Genomic DNA, 18,017 nt, shown 5'->3' on the forward strand with positions numbered 1-18,017 from the left:
TCAGCTTGCACAGAGGATATTCACAAAATCCTGTGGATAACTAGTCATCACTATCAAAGAAATAAGAGATCCGCGATCTAGGATTCAGGTACTCTTTCACTTTTTCAGGCAATTTGCTGGGGTGAATAGCACTTACAATCTTAATATCTTTATCGGCAAGATCGATGATCGGAGCCTGCGTCCGAGGCACGGTAGGATCATAGACCAATACATTAGGGTAAAGAAGGTGAGATGCATTCACCGAAATAACTAAACCAACCATGTTATTGGAAAGTTGAACAACCGTGCCCGGCGGGAATACGCCCATGAATTTGATCAAAATGCTGAGGTTCTCAACATTATAAAGATGCTTACAGTTCTTATATAAGAAAGAAAGCGCGGTATAAGGTATCTTTTGCTCCGCCTGAACATTGTGGTGGCACAAGTTATCAAACGCATTGGCAACGGCAATCACTTGAGTGAGTTCATCAATGTCAGCACCTTTCAGCCCTTCAGGATACCCCGAGCCATCATTCATTTCATGATGTTGTGCTATCACTAATTTGGCACTTTCAGGGAAATCACCGATGGTACTCGCTAAATCAACACCGTATTTAGTATGCAACTTGAGGTAATTGAACTCGGGCTCGGTCAAGGGCGTCTGCTTACGAATGATCGCGGAAGGCACTTTAATCTTGCCAATATCGTGAAAAAGAGCGGCAAAAGAGAGCTCTTTCAAACGCTCTGCATCAAAGCCTTTCACTCGGCCAATCATCATAGCTATCACCGAGACGTTAAGTGAATGAAAATAGATGTCTTCAAATTCACTTTTACCATTCATCAAATGCAACGTGACATTGTCATCGCTCATGAGCTTTTCAACAATATCATCAATAAGCTGTTTTGCTTCATCAACCGCATCCATTGGCCGATTACGTATTTTCATCATCACGGAGCGCATTCTTGCCAATGAACGCTCAAACTCTTTCTCACATTGAATCACACGACGTCGGTATGAACTGAGTTTTTCAATGCGCTTTTGCTTTTCACTCCAAAGTTTTTGGGTTTCGACGTCAAGTTTATCCGACTGGCTTTCATCATGGCTTGCAGTTTGATTGGCAGGAAGAAGCTGTGTATCGCTCTGACTCACGTTCAGATAGACATACTTCACGCCGAGGTGGCGAATCATATCGACCTGCTCCTGATCTTTAATTTTGAAGCTATTAAACAGGAAGGGGTGTTCGTTCCACTTCAAGGGCAGACGTATATGTAATCCAGGCTGAATACGATCTACGGTAATTTTAATCGTTGGCACTTCTCGTTCTGACCTAAAATTGCTACGTAAGTTGTGAATATTAGTGGAGATTGCGAATTAATTCATCAATAACACTTCACGATCATATTGGTAATGCTAATAAAAAGGAGCGACAACATCATGCGCATCTCTTGCAATACTTAGGACGTCGTCAAGAAACCTTAACAACCCACCGCTGGTATAGTAAACAGCCAGAAGAGTGTTATTTTCTCCTTAAGTACAAGATAGCTGACAACAGACTAAGTTGCAGATAGGTAAAGTACGCTGCTATGAATTTCTCTTAATTTGCAATAACCAGTTTAATTCGTCCATCGGCAGCATTGCTATAAACTGTATTCCTTATCCAGCGAGCACATCTCATATTAACTTGCGGGAAACATGCCAATGGGCAAAGACTTTCTCATTCAATAGTGGATAAGCTTACCACAGCTATCCTATCAAAAAGCTTGCTGTCAGCCTTTCATGGCATAGAAAGGAGAAACAAAGCAGAAAGTAGTCACAATGACTTTTTTACCAGACATGGTCACTTGACCTGTCTACTACTCTACAGTTCATACTATCCAAATACTAAGAACACTTGGGTCAAATCTCACATGTACTTGATTTCGGAATTGGCAGCAAAGGCTGGCATCTCTCGCACCACCTTACTCTATTACGAGAAGTTAGGGCTGATTAACGGCCAGCGTCTTGACAATGGATATCGCTATTACAGCGAAAACGATTTGCAGCGACTGTTATTGATTCAGCAACTTCAAAGCGCAGGGCTCTCACTAAAGGAGTGCGAACAATGCTTGGACGCGAAGTTAAGTAGAAGCTTATTGGAAAATCGGCTGACTCAACTCAACCATGAAATTGATAAAAAAATCCACGCTCGTGAGTTGCTACTGGCGTTACTTGGGGAACGTCCACAAAGAGAGTTACACCATTCCCTGAGTCAAAGTGCGCCTAGCGCTTACTTAAACTGGTTAAGTACGCAGGGTTACAGTGAAAAAGAAGCGCTCCGATTAAAGTGGCTATCAAAAGATATGAACGAACACGAGAGTTACATGAAAGACTTTATGACGGTCTTTGCAACCTTAGAAAGATGGGGGCCAGGGAGTTACAAGGACTCTTTAAAAGCGATTTCATTAATGTCGCCTCAGACAATGACCGATATTTTAGACATTGGTTGTGGCACTGGCATCTCAACATTACTGCTAGCCGATAATAGTACCGCGCACATTACCGCCGTGGATAATGAGCCTTTTGCCATTAAGCAGCTCGATAAAAAAATACAAAACGCACAGTTGCATGAGCGCATTTCTCCTGTTTGCGCCTCCATGACGGAACTGCCATTTCAGGCAAAGAGCTTTGATGCCATTTGGGCGGAAGGCTGTGTGTACATTATGGGAATGGAGAACGCACTAAAACAATGGAAGCCGCTGTTAAAAGATAATGGCGTTTTGATGGTGAGTGACTTGGTGTGGCTGACTGACTCTCCCGACGAAGAGACAAAACAGTATTGGCTGGCAGACTACCCAGACATTCAATCGATACCTAAACGACTCGCTCTGTTCCAAAAGCATGGCTACGACGTGATCGAACACTTCTCATTAGGCGTCGATGCATGGCAAAACTACTGGCGACCTCTGCAAGACCGAGTTGAGGAATTACAAGCTGCTATGCCTGCGTCCCAAGTGTTATTAGACATTAACAAAGAGATTTCGATTTACGAGCGCAGTGCTGCAAAAGATTTTACCTATCAGTACTTTATTTTAAAAATTGCAAACTAGAGATAGATATATGAAATACGCTTTGTACAAACAAGAACAAGCTCAAGAAATCATTACACTGTTCAATAACACATTTTCGGATTCAGAGGGTAAAGAAGAAGGTGCATTAATTGCGAAACTCGTGGAAGACTTTCTCACTTTACCAACCAAAGATGAGGATCTTTATGTGTTTATTGCTCAAGATGAAAGTGAACGCATTGTCGGCAGCATCCTTTTCTCTCGCCTATCGTTTCCAAATGGTGAAAACATATTCCTTTTAGCCCCCGTGGCCGTTGCAACAGATCGTCATGGGCAAGGTGTAGGTCAAGGACTGATCAAATTTGGGTTAGCGACACTGAAAGAAAAAGGCGTCACCGTTGCCATTACTTACGGGGATATCAACTTTTACTCAAAAACAGGATTTGCCCCAATCAGTCAGGATTTGATTCAAGCCCCGCTAGAATTGTCATATCCCGAAGGTTGGATTGCACAATCTTTGCTCGGTGAAGCGATCCCTAACATTGTGGGCAAACCAACATGCTTACCGGCTATCGACAATCCCTATTATTGGTAGTTAATTGGCGTGAAAATTCCTTCGTTTCTGAATTTAGGTATCGATGCTTAAACGCTATTTTCTAAGCGGCACTCTTACCATGCTCACCTAGCCACAACGAACATACCGTGTATGTTCTAAGCAATTATTCTTTGATAACCTAAAGAAACCACTGATAAATTTGAGGGCTATGATGAAAGTAAGAAAAGCCGTTTTAGATGACTTACCCTACCTTGTTGACTTCACTGCTGAAGAGGCAAGAGAGGCTGAGGGGAGCATTAAGATCCCAGAAACACTTGAAAAGGGCATTCTGGTCGCACTTCGTGACCCTTCAATTGCTACCTATTGGGTTTTAGCGGATAAGAACAACACTCCCGTAGGGAGTGTCTCTGTGGTTCGCGAGTGGAGCGACTGGAACGCTGGTTATTACTGGTGGATTCAAAGCATGTTCTTATCCAAATCACAGCGAGGCAAGGGTCGTATGTCATTGCTTTTGGATGCGGTAAAACATGAAATGAAGGAACAAAAAGGCTTAGAGCTGCGCCTATATGTTCACAAAGAAAACCGCACAGCTGTTAGAGCTTATCAAAATGCTCATTTTTCAAAGTCCGATTATGAAATCATGATTTTAAGCGATTGAGTGAATTGTCATCGGTATCGTACCCACTTACGTTACCCCAAATAGGTCAATTTATGACAAGATATATGTGTCCTGACTCTTAGGTTAGAAAGGTGTGGGGCATTTCCAAGTCAGATCACTTTAGAGCCTATTGGAGCGAAAAAGAGGTGACAACAGAAAAGGAAAACTCAGGTAAGCACCTGAAAAGTTGAATATTTTCAAACACCAAAAACGACGAAAGGCCGCTATAAAAGCGACCTTTCTATGTATGGTACCGGTGGGCGGACGTGAACCGCCACTCCCGAAGGAAACGGATTTTGAATTCCTCTTAAGCACTTGTAATTACTTGCATTTAAGAGGATTTCTTGGGATATCAAGGACCATGAAATAGGATTTAATTGGATCTTTTTAGCATGCGTCGAGCACAGATTTAAAATGGTGCACACACTAGACCACCCTTTGTAACACGTTAATTAGATGGTACGCCCCACACCTAAACTACACTCAGCATAGTCGCTGAACTTCGGGAGGTGCCATCATGTCAGCTATCAAAACAATCGGTATCGATCTTGGTAAATCTACCTTTCACTTGGTAGGTCACGACCATTCTGGTCAAGAGCTATATCGACATAAGTTTTCTAGGGCAAAACTAATGCAATTTATCTCTGTACATGAACCTGTAACCATAGCAATGGAAGCTTGTTGTGGTGCAAACTGGCTAGCTAGACGCTGCCAGGAATTTGGCCATGAGGTTAAGCTCATTCCACCTCAATACGTTAAGCCGTATGTTAAAAGCCACAAGAATGACTTCATTGACGCTGACGCTATAGCCGAAGCTGCGACAAGACCTAAAATGAGGTTTGTAACGCCTAAATCTGAGCAAGCGCAATTAGGAAGTGTGACTCGTCGAATTCGAACTGGCTACATTAGGGAAAGGACGGCTGTGATGAACCGAATTTCTTCAATTCTTGTCGAGTTTGGCTTTAGTTTCCCTCGTGGTCATGCAAATATGAAACGGCTTTTTCAGTGGCTTGCTGACACTGGGCAATCAGTTCCTCCACTACTTGTTTTTGAGTTACGAGAACAATTAGATCATTACAATCTCCTCAATGAGAAGATTAAAGAACAAGATAAGAAGATTGAAATGCTTAATGATGACAATGAGCTGTTTACTTTGCTGCAATCTATTCCTGGTATCGGGCCAATGACTGCTGCCTGTTGTCTGTCAGCAGTATCCAATCCAAAAGATTTTTCTAACGGTCGTAACTTTGCTGCTTGGATAGGATTGGTTCCATTCCAATACTCAACAGGTGGAAAATCGAGGCTTCTTGGTATATCGAAGCGGGGTAACAAAGAGCTTCGCGAACTGTTTGTTCACGCAGCTAGATCAGTGCTGTGGCGAGATGCAACTGCGGAGAAATATTTTGGTACATGGTTACTAGACTTGAAGAGTCGGAAGCCTTTCAATGCAGCTTTGGTTGCTTTGGCGAATAAGCTAGCCAGAATCGCTTGGTCAGTCATGGCAACTCATAAAACTTTCGAGATCAGAACATAAATCAAGTTTGCATATGAAAATGAAAGATGACAAAACGGTTAGACCACCAGATTGAAAACCTGTTGTCCAGAACAGCAACTAGAGTGCTTTCACATTTTTGAGGACAATCTGGCGCGGATCTCATCGTGGAGCTGGGGCTAAAGCAAAAAGTCTCAATTAGACTCCGAATACATTAGCGCAAACCAACTCCGTTATTTTGAATTTTTACTTGCAAAACGGGGCGTACCATACATTCATTGTATCTATCTCCTTATTTTACAATATAAAAACCATAGTCGACATCCTTTAAGAACACCACCAACTCACTTCTATTATGCTACGTAGCGCAGCGAGAACCGGTACAGCTATCGTGATTAGGTCAGCTGGATAAACTTTGCAAGTGGTATTGGTCTTGAATAGAGATAACCTTGTACGTAATCACACCCCATATCGGCCAATGCTTGCTGCTGTTCAAGCGTCTCAACGCCCTCTGCTATAACTTCAATACCTAGCTTATGTGCCATCACGATAATAGATTCACACAGAATCGCGGAATCAGCAGGGCCATTAAGTTGCTGTACGAAGTGCCGATCTATTTTCAGGTAATCAATATCATATTCTTGGATGTAAGCTAAAGAAGAGTAGCCTGTGCCAAAGTCGTCCAATGAGACCTGAAAACCTGCATCCCTAAAATGTAGCAGAGCAGAAAGACTCTTACCTTTGTTGTCCATCAACAAGCCTTCGGTGATTTCGACCACTATGCTACTAGGCTGAATGTCGTTTCCACTTAAGTACTCAGGCCATTTAAGCAACTTACACTCTGCATCTGCGAATTGCACTGGCGACACATTAATGCTCAATCGAAAGTCTTCACCATAGCGCTGCTGTAACGTTTTCAATACCTGGCAACTTTTGTTAAACACCCACTCTCCGATCGGTATGATTAGCTTGGTTTGCTCAGCGAGCGGGATAAACTCATCCGGCGCGACAAGTCCACGCTCCGGGTGGTTCCAGCGAATCAACGCCTCAGCTTTAGCCACTTTTCCTGTTTTGAGCGACACGATTGGCTGGTAGTAAAGTTCAAACTGAGAATCTTGGAGGGCATATCTTAGTTCGCGAACCAAGCGAATCCGTTGTTCTGCTTGATCTTGCATAACCTGAGTAAAACAGCGAAAACAGTTTTTCCCCGCTTGTTTGGCTGCATACATCGCCTGATCGGCTTTTTTTAGCAGTTCAGCGGCAGTCTCACCATCGTTAGGGTAGAAGGCAAGTCCAACACTCGCGGATACAAAGATCGTTTCCTCCTTTAACAAAAATGGACGCTCAAAACTGGTCAGTAACCGTTCTGCTAAGCGAATAACAGGGGAAATGCTGGAAAGATCACCCATAACAACAATAAACTCATCTCCACCTTGACGTGCGATCATATCTTGCGAACGCGTATTATCACGTAGGCGTTGAGCCACTCTTTGCAGTAAAAGATCACCCATGTCGTGTCCCAAAGAGTCATTGATGTGTTTAAAGTCATCGATATCAATAAACAGCACTGCGCTTAATGTTTGATTGCGCTGCGCGACAGACAGCTGATGATTTAAGTGGTCGCTGAGTGTGCGCCGGTTAGGTAGATTAGTTAAGGGGTCATAATGAGCCTGGCGCCATATGATTTCTGTCGATTTCTTTTGCTCCGTAATGTCACGATAGAGAGCAATAAAATGAGAAACCGAGCCATCGGCTTGATATATTGCGTTGATGCTTAACCACTCAGGGAAAACTTCACCATCCTTACGCTTGTTATAAATTTCTCCCTCCCAACGGCCGTCTTTGCTCAAACACTGCCATAGTTTGGCATAGAACTCGTCACCATGGATGCCAGATGCAAGGATACTGGGATTCTTACCTAGTACTTCATGTTTTTGGTAGCCAGTAACCTGAGTAAACGCCGGGTTAACATCGATGATGCTGCCATTGTGATCGGTGACCACCATACATTCACGACTATTACTGAACACCGAAGCCGCCAATTTCAATGACTCTTCATCCTTCTTCCGCTCAGAGATATTACGAATCACAACAATGATATCTTGCGAGTTGGAAATGGAATTTACGCGAGCTTCAAAATGCTGCTCATCCCCTAAGATTGACAATCGATACTCCCAGGTAACCACCTCTTTTTTATCGCGTAACTCTGCTGTTTTTTGCTGCCAAAGTTGACCAATCTCTTCAGGTAGGACATCCGATATTTTGTTACCTACAAACACATCAGGACTCACATACAAGTCATTGGTATTGGCGGCACGATAATCAACAATCACCTCCTGTGTATCGACTCGAAAGTACAAATCGGGCAAAGCACTAAAAACGGCATCAAGTTCACTACTCCGCTTTTTCGCCACTCTTTCGGCAGTTAAACGAGCACTCGACATGCGAAGAAAATGCTCTTCTAAAATTCGTATTTCTTTTGCACCTTGTGTGTTTAGCCCTTGTGGCTGAATACCCAACCGGAGATTGAATGTAGCTTGGGTTAACTTTTCCAATGGTTTAATAAGGCTGGTATTCAGAATTTTTATCGCGAGTAGAGTCACAACCAAAACGCAGGCCAAAAAAGACAAAATGCGAGTCATAAATCGCTCATTGATGTGATTTAAAGCGCTATCTATAGGGATGCCAACACTGACTGTAACGCCTTTGTTATCCAACTTCGTGTACAGCGTTTGGTGAGTAAATATGCGTAACACTTGGTCTGTGCCTGTTACTTGCTCTGTGACCAACTGGTAATGTTGAGAAGGCTCGATGTTAACGTTGTAGTTATCAGGATCTCGTCCATGCACTTTTGAATCGAAAGGGTAATTCGCCACAATCCTTGCTTGCTCATCAGTAACAAACACCACCGCGTCAACAGGTAAATTGTATTCAGCGAGCCACTGACTCCATGCATCCAGTGAGACAACCGCTACCACGACCCCAACAAGCTGGTCGTTTAAATCAACGACGGGATAGGAAAAATTTATACTGGTTTTCCCTGAAGCTCGGTCCAGTTGATAACGACCAATCGCAAATGCATGCTGGGTGAGTGATTGCTGAAAATACGGACGATCAAAGACATTGACATCTTGCTCTAGTGGCAGCGCATTGCACAATAGATCGCCATTGGCCGAAGGCACGCCAATGTTAATATAGGTTGGGTTGAACTTGAGTATTTTACTAAGAAACTGCCCACAAGCGGAACTGCCGGGTTGTTGAACCTCCGGTATGCTAGCCAAGTACTCAAGGTAATGTTCGGTGTCACCTATGATTTTTTCCTGAGTCGAAAACAGTAACTGAGCAATAGTAACTGCTTGCTGAGCATGCAGTTGAATTGCTTGTTGTCGCTCTTGAGTGGTTTGATAAAAAATCATTAACACTGCGGGAAGTGTTATTATGCAAACCAAAAAATAAAGCCTAACTTTTAGCGTTCCCAACATGTTTTCCAAGCTTCCTGTCTTTATAATTATTCTTATACCCAAGTAACTTCAAGATCCCCCCTTCGCGAGAATAATTTTATTGGCAAGCGCGACAACGATGAGAAATTTGAGTGGCTGTAGATTCAGAATCGTTAATAAGGTGTGCAAGCGAGGCAAACTCACCGCTTACGTACGAATCTCTCGCCCTGTGTCAAGGCACTCGGAAAGGGCCTATGCTTCGACTACATCATTGACTTGAAACAAATATCGGCAAACACCTTGAATTTAATGGGCCATGTTCAATGTAGGACATAATATAACAGTTGGCAAACATGAACTGCGCACTTTTGTACGAAAGCATGGAACACAGCAAAATCTCGCGAGTTAAATTATGTAAACTGGTCAAATCTGCCAAAACCACTCCAAGGAAAAGGTCTATCTGAAGAAGGTTTTCTAGCATTCATAGATGGTTATATTAGAGAAAATAAGTAAAAAAAGGTGAGTGAAAGCCGCAGTCACCTTACGCAACTGCGGCCTTAAAAAAACCATGCTATCGACTACTTCAGCTCATAGAACAGCTCGGTCAAAGCCGCTTCACCAACCAGATCAACTAACTGCGCAACAAAGCCATCAAACTCATCAGTAAACCCAATTTTCGCTAAGCCATATTCAGCAGTAACTTGATCCAACGATAGGTTACGAACCTCACCCTTATTCTTAGCTCGACGAGCCTTGTCATTTAGCGAGGTAACGGCTTTACCCAAATCACCACCAGCAACCAGCGCGGGATTAGCAAGCAACAAATGGCGCGCAGACGGATAGAGCTTACCTTGGTAGAACATAGATTTGGACTGACCCTTTAACTTCTCACGCTCGGTGTGTGCAGCAGACAGCGCTTCCTCTACAGATATACCAGCCTTTATGCGGTTCATTAACGTACTTTGCGCCACACCTAGCTCTCTAGCCGCTTGTCGCATACTTGAGTACTCAGTGCCATCTATAACAACTTTCTTGCGGTAGTCACCTTTAGGGCGCGCTTCTAGTTCAAGGGCTTGCTCTAGTTTCCACCCGAACTTAGTAACGCGCTCATTAACCAGCTTGGGGTTCAAGCCATAGTGACGCGCAGCAGCTGTTCGGGAAGGGAACTCAACTCCCTCAATTTCATAGATATTTTTCATATAGTTATCACTTTTCAATTTGCTAAGCATAAAACCACACAGAGGCCGCCTGGACAAGCCAGACGACCTCTGCATGGTCACTACTCTAAATAGACCTTAAAACGGTGCATCATCGTCTACAGGAGCTTTTTGAGCTATACCATCGCCGAAGCTGACCTTAGATTTAATCTGCTCATACAACGCCAGCATGTCGCGCACCAGTTCTGCGTTTGGTCTCGGCTGTCCGTTAGGCTTCACCCAGTTCTGTTGCTCCCATTTAGGTGCCCATTCAGTGAGGGTTTTTATCGTCGCGGCATCCATCCCTATAATCTCGATAGAACTCACCTCCTGATCTAGCAAACTTTTAGCGATGTTTAGTGTGTTCATACAGAGCTGGTAGCGCATTGCCGAAACTGTAGGTTTCTTAACTTCAAATATTTGCGTGTCACCACCTACAACCGAAACCGTCGAACCCTTACCGCCAACACCAAGCTTACAGGTAATGGTCTTTTTCGTAGGTCTTGCTGCTAAAGTACTCAAAAAGCTTAAATCTTCTTTTGGTCGAGAACTACTGTATCGATTTCTCTTGGGCTTACTGCGCGCAAGGCGAGCATCACGTTCAACCACCAACTCCTGCAAGTATTCTTCGGCTTGTTTGTAGGTGAAAGCCCCCTTCTTCTTACCACCGGGGTTAGCAATAATTTTCTTACATTCAGTCCATGTTTTTACGATACGAGCTATGTTGTTATTTACCGATGCGTAAAAGTTAAATTTTTGATTAGACATAATAATGCTCCTTAAATTTTATTGAGTTAGCCGCCGGAATGACGGCTGTGAATTTGAATAAATGTCATTGCGTGTGAGGTTGGGTTTCTTATATCCCCAACGGTGCAATGGTTGATATGTAAAAAAGCCCTTTGAGATAAGGGCTTTCGATAGGTCAATATTTACGATCTCAACGGGCGTTGAGAGCTTCTCGCAGTGAGGAACGAGATTCAGGGTTGAAGAGGATTTCAACTTCGAAGTCAGGAAACTTCCAGACTATTAAGCGAGCTAAGTTGATGGTCAGCTCTGTCATCGGTACAGCGCCTTCAATCAATTTGGTATTCTTAGCACTACGTACTGCGGTCGCTTTGGTTGGATAGCCAATATCGGTCATCCACTCAGCTAATGCTTTAGCGCTAATCTGCTTCTTGCTCATACCACCTTGCTCTTGCGCGTAGAAACGCAAGAATAAGCGAGCCATTAAGCTATCCGAAGTCTCATCAGCCTTTAAACGCAGGTCCTTGTGACTCGTGCTTTCTGCCATTACCAAACGGTCTTGCCATGAGCACCAATCATCAACATCTTTTAGAACATGGGACTTGCGCCAGCGATCAAAGCGCAATCTTGTAAACAGCATCTCATCCAACGACTTGTGTGGTTTGGTTTCAAGCGCGATATGCTTACGTCCTTGCACATCAATCATCACCGGATTCAATAGTTCTCGCTTCTGGTCGAACTCCATGTTCAGGAAGATAGACCGCTTTTTCCAACATCAGATCCTTATGCTCTAAAAAGCGCATCCGGTTCGGTGTCAGGTAGCTACCATCAACTTTGTCTCCTGGTTTACGGGTTAAATATTTATCCACCATATAAGCACTTTGGTCATTGATGGTTGGATCGACTTTAACGCCACCTTTAGCCAGTATCGGCTCATAGCCTTCACTTTCGATAACGGTGTACTGAGCACGAGTCTTAGCACCGATAAGTTGCTTCGCTTGATGCTTGAGTTCTAGTACTTCACCGCCAGTTGGGTCTATACGGTGGTAGAGCTCTCGGAACCGCTGACAAATAGGACCTTTTAAGTCTATTTCATTCAGATCAGCATTAGTCAGGAAGCCGTCTGTCGTCACTGAAACAACAACCTTGTCATCGGGGATGTTATGTAACATTTCCCCTAATAAGGCACGAGCAAGCCCTGTGGTATAGGCAGCAAAGAAAGGGTTGGTTAGAGTGGATGGTGGTAGTTGCGTGGAGTAACCAGCTTGGATATCGAACGACCTCTTTGGGCGCAACGATTGAGCTAGCTTTCCATAACAACTATTTAACATCTCCTTGGTCAACTTTTCATCAAAGCTATTTTTAACGAATGACTTACGGCGTTCTCGACCCCAACGCATGAAGTCTTCGAAGATTCGTTTATCATTCTTCCATGGCACTACAAACGCTTGCTTGATGGTAATTTCCGCACCTTGGTTATAAGCAACTTCAAGTTCATGACCAGTGCAGTGCGTCTCACCCGATAGCGGAAATATCAATCCATATTCAGAGCGCACGGCTAAGCTTGGAAATCGAGTATGTTCAGGGAACTTAAACTCCACCCACGCCAGAGCACATTTGTCTCCAAACAGCTCTTTCAGATCTCTGGTCATGTACATCTGATCGTGCGCCAACTCGCGTAAACCTAGACAAATTGAGCTATAACATGATGGAACATCATAATCTTGCCATGTATCAATATCTGTCGGGCCAGCGATGAATGACTCGTTGCGACCACCGTGGTAACACTGGGTAGCAAAGTTTTCCAACGTCATGCGAGCCGTTACAGGCACATCACGAGTTATCGTTAGCGGTTTACTTCGGTCAGAAGGCCACACTTCTTTAGTCACCTTCTCAAAGCCAAACAAACCACGATAACCGCGCTTATCCTCTAAGCTATTCACAAAGGCTTTAACGGCGATACCGCCGATGGTGAACGGAACCGAATTTAGACCGAGTGTATTTTGACAGAAGGAAGAAACCCGCTCGAAATGACGAGCACTGATAATTGAATCAGTAATTGCATACTCAGCGAATTTCTCCGGTTGTGCTTCCAGAAACTCATCCATTCGAGAGATAGAGTACGGCTCTGGAATTTCTACCTTTGGAATCTTCAATAGCTCTCCGACAGAGGCTAGTGACGATCCATTGGGCGAAAGCAGCATGGTGTCGTAGAACGTGATATACAAGGTGTGTCGGTTGCGGGATTTGTCGTGAACATTGAGAGGCTCTTTATCGATACGTCGAGACATGACTTTATCAAGTTCCAGTCCGTATACGTCATCAAGACTCGCCACCGTCTTACGTAAACCTTTGACATGTGTCTTGAGTTGGTCAAAAGCTTGGCTGAAGTTAAACAAATCAGCCGATAGCCAATGAGCACACAAAATGATGTCAGTCGGCCACTTATCAAGTACTTCATCTTCCATCGCTTTTTCGATAGCCTGAACCAAGCATTTGTCCAGTGCTAGTCGTCCCGATTTTTTGGTTGATTCAGGGAACAAGATAATCGTTGATAACTTACCCTCGAAAAGAACCGCGAATTGGTAGCTCAAGATACGGTTGTAGCCTCCGCATTTAGATTCTACATACTCAGTATCCATGGCTATCACGGGACGTTCAAAGAACGGTGTTGCCTTTCGCTTTTTACGCTTGGTTTGCTTCTTCTTTTTGGGTTTGCGGAGCACTATGGATTTAGCTTTGCGCTTTACGCCATCAAAAGAAGCAGGCTCACTCGGTTGAGCTTCCCCCCAAGCACTTACCGCTTCTTCAGTCCAACCGGATGTTGCTAGATTGTCCATGCTTAAGTCAGAAGACTGCTCTAACCAATCATATGTTTCGTTCATATAACTACTCTCCAGAAACGCAAAAAGACGCACTAAGGCGTCTTTTTGCAAGGTTTACAATGATGATTACTTAAAGTCTGACCAAGCAATCTTAGGCAGGTCATTACCCTCACTGTACGTCAGTAAGGCTTCTGTAATCGCGTCACGCAAACCTTCGAGGTCACTGAACTCTTCAGGCGTAAACATAGCAAGCAAGTTGTCACTGTTTACCACCGTCATCAACAATGCACCCGACTTTGGAGAGATGAAAGCACCGCCAACCGTATCTGCATGAATCCAGCCACCGCTTTCTAACATGAAGCATTTATTCTTCTCAGGTTTCATCTTCTTCGATACCTGTTTAAACAATGACTCAGCCTCTTCACCAGTTTCAGCAACGATTAGATTGCCTCTTGCACCCAGAATAAGCAGCAGATCTTCAGACGGAAGAACCGTTTTGCCACCAAACACATTCGCTACACCAGAGTTAGTACGCACAAAAATAGAGTTACTCATTTTGATACCTCAAATCATTTAAATTGTTAAAGAGCAGCGAAGAAGCTCGCTGCCCCCTCGAAAACAACTAAGCGAGAGAATCGCTGCGTTGCTGAGGTTCATATTAGGGATGAAAGAAAGCACTCAACTAAGAAGAGAATCGAGTCGACAAGCCACAAAACAATTAACTCGTCGCTCAAAGTCCAGCGAAGATTTAGCGCAGAACCTAAGTCACGAAAGGCACTAGAAGAAATATCACTCGTCAAGGTTGTGATAGTAAAAAGATCAAGGTTAGGTACACTTTTGTTTGATTTTTATAGGCAGATACTAAAAAGCCCAAAGACGTCCTACCGGACGCCTTTGGGCTTTTATCTGTATTGAGAAATATTACTGTGTTAATGCATTGTCATCTCTTTTTCCCAACGCTCAACCTCACTACGCAAGAAGCGCACACTGCGACCTATACGCATCACTGGCGGTAAGCTTTTAGGGTTGCGAGTTACATTAGTTCGCACGGTTGCCGGGTTTAAGCCGTACATTTCAGCAAATTCTTCAATAGTTAGTACTCTGGACATATCGAACTCCTTAATCGATTTGTAAGTTGGGTAGCATAGCGTCAACGGTCTGCTGAGAGGCTTGCGCTAGATGGGTGTTTTGGTAATAGGCATAACGCTCGGTCACATTCACATTAGAATGACCAAGACTTTGCTGCGCGAGACGAATATCGTTCGTTGCAATCAACATTTGGGTTGCGTAAGTGCGGCGAAGATCGTGGATAGTAAAAGGTGCGTCCAGACAGCCTTCTTGCTTCATGGCTTGCTGAATGCGCTCCATACAAGCGCGTGGGTAGGCAATATGCTCGCCTTGGCTCTTTAACGAGGGGAACACCCAATCATTGAACGACACTTTGAGACATTTACGGATCAGGCGTTTTGCAGGCTCGGAGAAATAAATTCGCTGCGATTTACCAGATTTCGTCATCGGCAGGAGCGCAGAAGAAAGATCATCGGCAAGCATAGATCGAGTCAAACTCATCACGTTGCCAATGCGCATACCTGTCAACAAACTCAACATCAGCGCACTCGCATGTAGAAAGTTCGGCTCAGCACACGCATGACGACAAAAGCTTTCCGCTTCTTTCGAGGACAACACTCGGTCTTTCGCATTGTTCTCCACCCGTTTTTTAACGCCCTTTACTGGACTTTTATCAATAATCTCGTGCTCAACCGCCATCGAAAAAAGTTTCGACAAGAAGGCGTGATAACGGTTAATGGACGCATGACTTAAGTCAGTAAGTGAATTGAGAAAACGCTCAACATCACGGCGAGTCACGTCCGTAACACGCTCTTTACCAAACGCAGCCATTACGCGCTTAGAACGGGATAAAAAGGTCTTAGAATCGCGGTGATGATTACGACTGTATGGAAGTACAACGTCATCAAAGAACTGCTGAACCGTCAAACGCGCCCCCTTCTGGTATGCCCCAGACTGAACATCAGCGATAAATTGGTAAGCCAACTGATTGAATTCAGCAAACTTCATTTCGGGGTAAGTCCCAAACGACTCGTAGTAACGCTTTCCCTTCCAGCCAAGGCGAACTATCCAACGCGTACTCGTCGCGGTCACAAGTACGCGCAATCGGGGGTTTTTCTTCCAAGGATACTCAACACCTTGCTCGCCCTTAGCAGGACGAGGCAACGCATTGAGTACCTTCTGGTTCATTTCTATCGGTGTAGTACTCACAATATCTCACTCCGTATAAGTAAATCGTGAGCAAAGATTAAGGTGACACTGACCGAAGAGTGCCGACCACACGACTCCCTCTACAGACCATAAAATATGATGCACCGTAAGAAAAAAGAGTTCATACAAAGAGATTAACTCGTTAGTATGCACAGATTAAGGAACCATTTTGTTTGATTTAATATGCCTAGAAGAAAACCCGTACTCTATGAAAAAACGGTTTACCTTTTCACGCCAAAAGCTAAACCCTTATCAATTCATAACAAGCACTTGCTCATCATTACCCTACAGCGGCTATTTGGCTTCAGTCCTGATAAAGCTACCGCAGCATTGGAAAGTGCCTTTAAAAAAGCAGGGTTACACCAGTCGTTCCCAAAGCGTTCCGCACATTCCACTTATAAAACTAAGCACATTAAAACGCTCAAGCCATTGAAAGAATTGTCAAACAAGAAAAGAATTGCGCTCACTTTAATCGAGAGCAGCATTGTAGAATTGGACAGCAGTAAAGACGAGGCATACCAATATATAGAGATGCCAATCACGGTAGATATTCTAGACTTCCCACCCTGGTATAAACAAAACCGAGAATTTATCCAGCTCTTGGGAAACTTCATTTCAACCGAGCGAAAGTATGAAGAAGAAAGCCATCACCTGCTTCTTGAAGCCGTACGCAGAGCATCACCACCAGCAGAAAAGCACCTAATAGAAACGAATCTCAAGTTCTACAAAAAACATATTGGTCAACCAAGTACCAATAAAGTAGCTAACAAACAGCTCTTAGATGCCAAACTCGTTATCTTTAACACCATTAACGACGAGGTTGATAACAAAGATCGTAAAGCTGATACCAAAGAAAGCAAAGAGATTGAGACAACCACTCATAATTACTTAGATTATTATGACGATACGCGTGGCGAAACTGACGAGAAAGACGACGAACAGAGCACGTACCTTATCTATCTCTTGGTAAAACCAAGCAAAAGTATCAAATACATCCCGTTCAAAATTACCAACCTAAATCCGCTCTACAAATATCTTGGTAGTAGTGACAGCACTTACTCAGTGTATGCAATTAAAAACCGTAGTCAATTAACGCTCGAACTCGTTATTAGTGACAAAAGTCGAATAAAATATAAAGCCACCATCGAGCAAGACTTTCAGCAAGACGTACCTAACCCGTTTACTGGTCAGATATTATTCAATAAGTTCAACTTTTGGGATCCATCGTTACCTGACAAAAAACACACAATTGTTAGACAAAGAAAAATTCACACATGTAACGTAAAGCTCTCAACATCGGAGGGACATATCGGCAAACGCAGCATAAGGTATATCTTGCAACGTATGCACCAATCGCTCTCGCTGACAGAGTTTCACGATATCGTTACACCCAAAATGTTCATTGAAAGACCTCAAGCATATAAAACGAAACCTATCTTGCTCACGTGGCCGTGTGAAATTAAGAATGGTATTAATTCCCCAACGGACTAAATGAACACAGAGGAAAAAGTCCAACGAGACAAAGGGAAATCACTTCCCATAAGTTACGATAAAGAAAAAAGTAGAGGCGGTTGCGCCTCTACTTTTTCACTAGATAACATCTAGCTCATCCAACGCGCCTCCGATTAATGCACCTGCGACAAACCCGAGCGCCCCGCCAATCACGACCCCTTGGGGACCATAGCGGGTACCGAGTGTGGCACCGTACTTCGCGAATCGAACACCTATTGACGAGCTAGGCTTAAACCAGCGCTGCTGAGGGTTAGAATGAAAATGTGTTTTTGCCATACTGTTTTTCCTTTTCT

General features: G+C 43.8%; 15 protein-coding genes and 1 pseudogene. 6 read left to right on the top strand and 10 right to left on the bottom strand.

Annotated elements, in window-relative coordinates; translation table 11 throughout:
• Positions 1-40 precede the first annotated feature (40 nt).
• Positions 41-1,294 carry an HD-GYP domain-containing protein gene (locus EWA64_RS06615; RefSeq protein ID WP_061894845.1) on the bottom strand — a complete coding sequence of 418 codons (1,254 nt, stop codon included), beginning with the start codon at positions 1,292-1,294 and terminating at the stop codon, positions 41-43.
• Positions 1,295-1,887: 593 nt separating this feature from the next.
• On the opposite strand from EWA64_RS06615, the gene EWA64_RS06620 reads away from it, so the two are divergent.
• From EWA64_RS06620 to EWA64_RS06635, 4 genes are all read left to right on the top strand, one after another.
• The gene (locus tag EWA64_RS06620) at positions 1,888-3,066 is read left to right on the top strand and encodes a MerR family transcriptional regulator (protein WP_061894846.1); all 1,179 of its coding nucleotides are present in this window, start codon (positions 1,888-1,890) and stop codon (positions 3,064-3,066) included.
• A 10-nt stretch (positions 3,067-3,076) separates the two neighbouring features.
• Positions 3,077-3,619 carry a GNAT family N-acetyltransferase gene (locus EWA64_RS06625; RefSeq protein ID WP_061894847.1) on the top strand — a complete coding sequence of 181 codons (543 nt, stop codon included), beginning with the start codon at positions 3,077-3,079 and terminating at the stop codon, positions 3,617-3,619.
• A 172-nt stretch (positions 3,620-3,791) separates the two neighbouring features.
• Positions 3,792-4,238: a GNAT family N-acetyltransferase gene (locus EWA64_RS06630; RefSeq protein WP_369435819.1), complete on the top strand. Its 447-nt coding sequence runs from the start codon at positions 3,792-3,794 to the stop codon at positions 4,236-4,238.
• A 517-nt stretch (positions 4,239-4,755) separates the two neighbouring features.
• Positions 4,756-5,772 carry an IS110 family RNA-guided transposase gene (locus EWA64_RS06635; RefSeq protein ID WP_061894849.1) on the top strand — a complete coding sequence of 339 codons (1,017 nt, stop codon included), beginning with the start codon at positions 4,756-4,758 and terminating at the stop codon, positions 5,770-5,772.
• 353 nt (positions 5,773-6,125) lie between these two features.
• Here the strand turns inward: EWA64_RS06635 and EWA64_RS06640 are convergent, their stop codons facing one another.
• Positions 6,126-9,212 (bottom strand): bifunctional diguanylate cyclase/phosphodiesterase, encoded by a 3,087-nt coding sequence (locus EWA64_RS06640; RefSeq protein WP_082796682.1) that lies wholly within the window; start codon positions 9,210-9,212, stop codon positions 6,126-6,128.
• Between the two features lie 345 nt (positions 9,213-9,557).
• On the opposite strand from EWA64_RS06640, the pseudogene EWA64_RS06645 reads away from it, so the two are divergent.
• Positions 9,558-9,683: pseudogene (locus EWA64_RS06645) on the top strand (hypothetical protein); the annotation flags it as partial.
• 65 nt (positions 9,684-9,748) lie between these two features.
• Here EWA64_RS06645 and EWA64_RS06650 read toward each other — a convergent pair.
• The 7 genes from EWA64_RS06650 to EWA64_RS06680 form a co-directional block, all read right to left on the bottom strand.
• Positions 9,749-10,369 (bottom strand): hypothetical protein, encoded by a 621-nt coding sequence (locus tag EWA64_RS06650; protein ID WP_061894903.1) that lies wholly within the window; start codon positions 10,367-10,369, stop codon positions 9,749-9,751.
• 96 nt (positions 10,370-10,465) lie between these two features.
• A complete protein-coding gene (locus EWA64_RS06655; protein ID WP_061894851.1) occupies positions 10,466-11,134 on the bottom strand; it encodes a ribonuclease H family protein in 669 nt (222 codons plus the stop codon).
• Between the two features lie 169 nt (positions 11,135-11,303).
• Positions 11,304-11,816, bottom strand: a complete 513-nt coding sequence (locus tag EWA64_RS06660) for a hypothetical protein (RefSeq protein WP_369435820.1) — start codon at positions 11,814-11,816, stop codon at positions 11,304-11,306.
• Positions 11,809-13,995, bottom strand: a complete 2,187-nt coding sequence (locus tag EWA64_RS06665) for a DNA polymerase (RefSeq protein ID WP_244881494.1) — start codon at positions 13,993-13,995, stop codon at positions 11,809-11,811. Before EWA64_RS06665 ends, EWA64_RS06660 begins: the two co-directional genes overlap by 8 nt.
• A 66-nt stretch (positions 13,996-14,061) precedes the next feature.
• Entirely contained in the window at positions 14,062-14,490 is a 429-nt protein-coding gene (locus tag EWA64_RS06670) for a hypothetical protein (protein WP_030000669.1), read from the bottom strand.
• 374 nt (positions 14,491-14,864) lie between these two features.
• Positions 14,865-15,044 carry a helix-turn-helix domain-containing protein gene (locus EWA64_RS06675; protein ID WP_005484891.1) on the bottom strand — a complete coding sequence of 60 codons (180 nt, stop codon included), beginning with the start codon at positions 15,042-15,044 and terminating at the stop codon, positions 14,865-14,867.
• Positions 15,045-15,054: 10 nt separating this feature from the next.
• Positions 15,055-16,212 (bottom strand): site-specific integrase, encoded by a 1,158-nt coding sequence (locus EWA64_RS06680; protein WP_244881496.1) that lies wholly within the window; start codon positions 16,210-16,212, stop codon positions 15,055-15,057.
• A gap of 183 nt (positions 16,213-16,395) precedes the next feature.
• Between EWA64_RS06680 and EWA64_RS06685 the strand changes: the two genes are divergently transcribed.
• A complete protein-coding gene (locus EWA64_RS06685) occupies positions 16,396-17,703 on the top strand; it encodes a hypothetical protein (protein ID WP_061894853.1) in 1,308 nt (435 codons plus the stop codon).
• Between the two features lie 99 nt (positions 17,704-17,802).
• On the opposite strand, the gene EWA64_RS06690 is transcribed toward EWA64_RS06685, so the two are convergent.
• Entirely contained in the window at positions 17,803-18,000 is a 198-nt protein-coding gene (locus EWA64_RS06690) for a hypothetical protein (RefSeq protein ID WP_061894854.1), read from the bottom strand.
• Between the last annotated feature and the right edge of the window lie 17 nt (positions 18,001-18,017).

This window comes from Vibrio cidicii, from assembly GCF_009665415.1.
Taxonomy (GTDB): Bacteria; Pseudomonadota; Gammaproteobacteria; order Enterobacterales; family Vibrionaceae; genus Vibrio; species Vibrio cidicii.

Bases quoted from the DNA above. Each gene is read 5' to 3' on its own strand.
- EWA64_RS06620 (WP_061894846.1), top strand. From the start codon at position 1,888: ATGTACTTGATTTCGGAATTGGCAGCAAAGGCTGGCATCTCTCGCACC.
- EWA64_RS06625 (WP_061894847.1), top strand. From the start codon at position 3,077: ATGAAATACGCTTTGTACAAACAAGAACAAGCTCAAGAAATCATTACA.
- EWA64_RS06630 (WP_369435819.1), top strand. From the start codon at position 3,792: ATGAAAGTAAGAAAAGCCGTTTTAGATGACTTACCCTACCTTGTTGAC.
- EWA64_RS06635 (WP_061894849.1), top strand. From the start codon at position 4,756: ATGTCAGCTATCAAAACAATCGGTATCGATCTTGGTAAATCTACCTTT.
- EWA64_RS06640 (WP_082796682.1), bottom strand. From the start codon at position 9,212: ATGTTGGGAACGCTAAAAGTTAGGCTTTATTTTTTGGTTTGCATAATA.
- EWA64_RS06650 (WP_061894903.1), bottom strand. From the start codon at position 10,369: ATGAAAAATATCTATGAAATTGAGGGAGTTGAGTTCCCTTCCCGAACA.
- EWA64_RS06655 (WP_061894851.1), bottom strand. From the start codon at position 11,134: ATGTCTAATCAAAAATTTAACTTTTACGCATCGGTAAATAACAACATA.
- EWA64_RS06660 (WP_369435820.1), bottom strand. From the start codon at position 11,816: ATGATTGATGTGCAAGGACGTAAGCATATCGCGCTTGAAACCAAACCA.
- EWA64_RS06665 (WP_244881494.1), bottom strand. From the start codon at position 13,995: ATGAACGAAACATATGATTGGTTAGAGCAGTCTTCTGACTTAAGCATG.
- EWA64_RS06670 (WP_030000669.1), bottom strand. From the start codon at position 14,490: ATGAGTAACTCTATTTTTGTGCGTACTAACTCTGGTGTAGCGAATGTG.
- EWA64_RS06675 (WP_005484891.1), bottom strand. From the start codon at position 15,044: ATGTCCAGAGTACTAACTATTGAAGAATTTGCTGAAATGTACGGCTTA.
- EWA64_RS06685 (WP_061894853.1), top strand. From the start codon at position 16,396: ATGCCTAGAAGAAAACCCGTACTCTATGAAAAAACGGTTTACCTTTTC.
- EWA64_RS06690 (WP_061894854.1), bottom strand. From the start codon at position 18,000: ATGGCAAAAACACATTTTCATTCTAACCCTCAGCAGCGCTGGTTTAAG.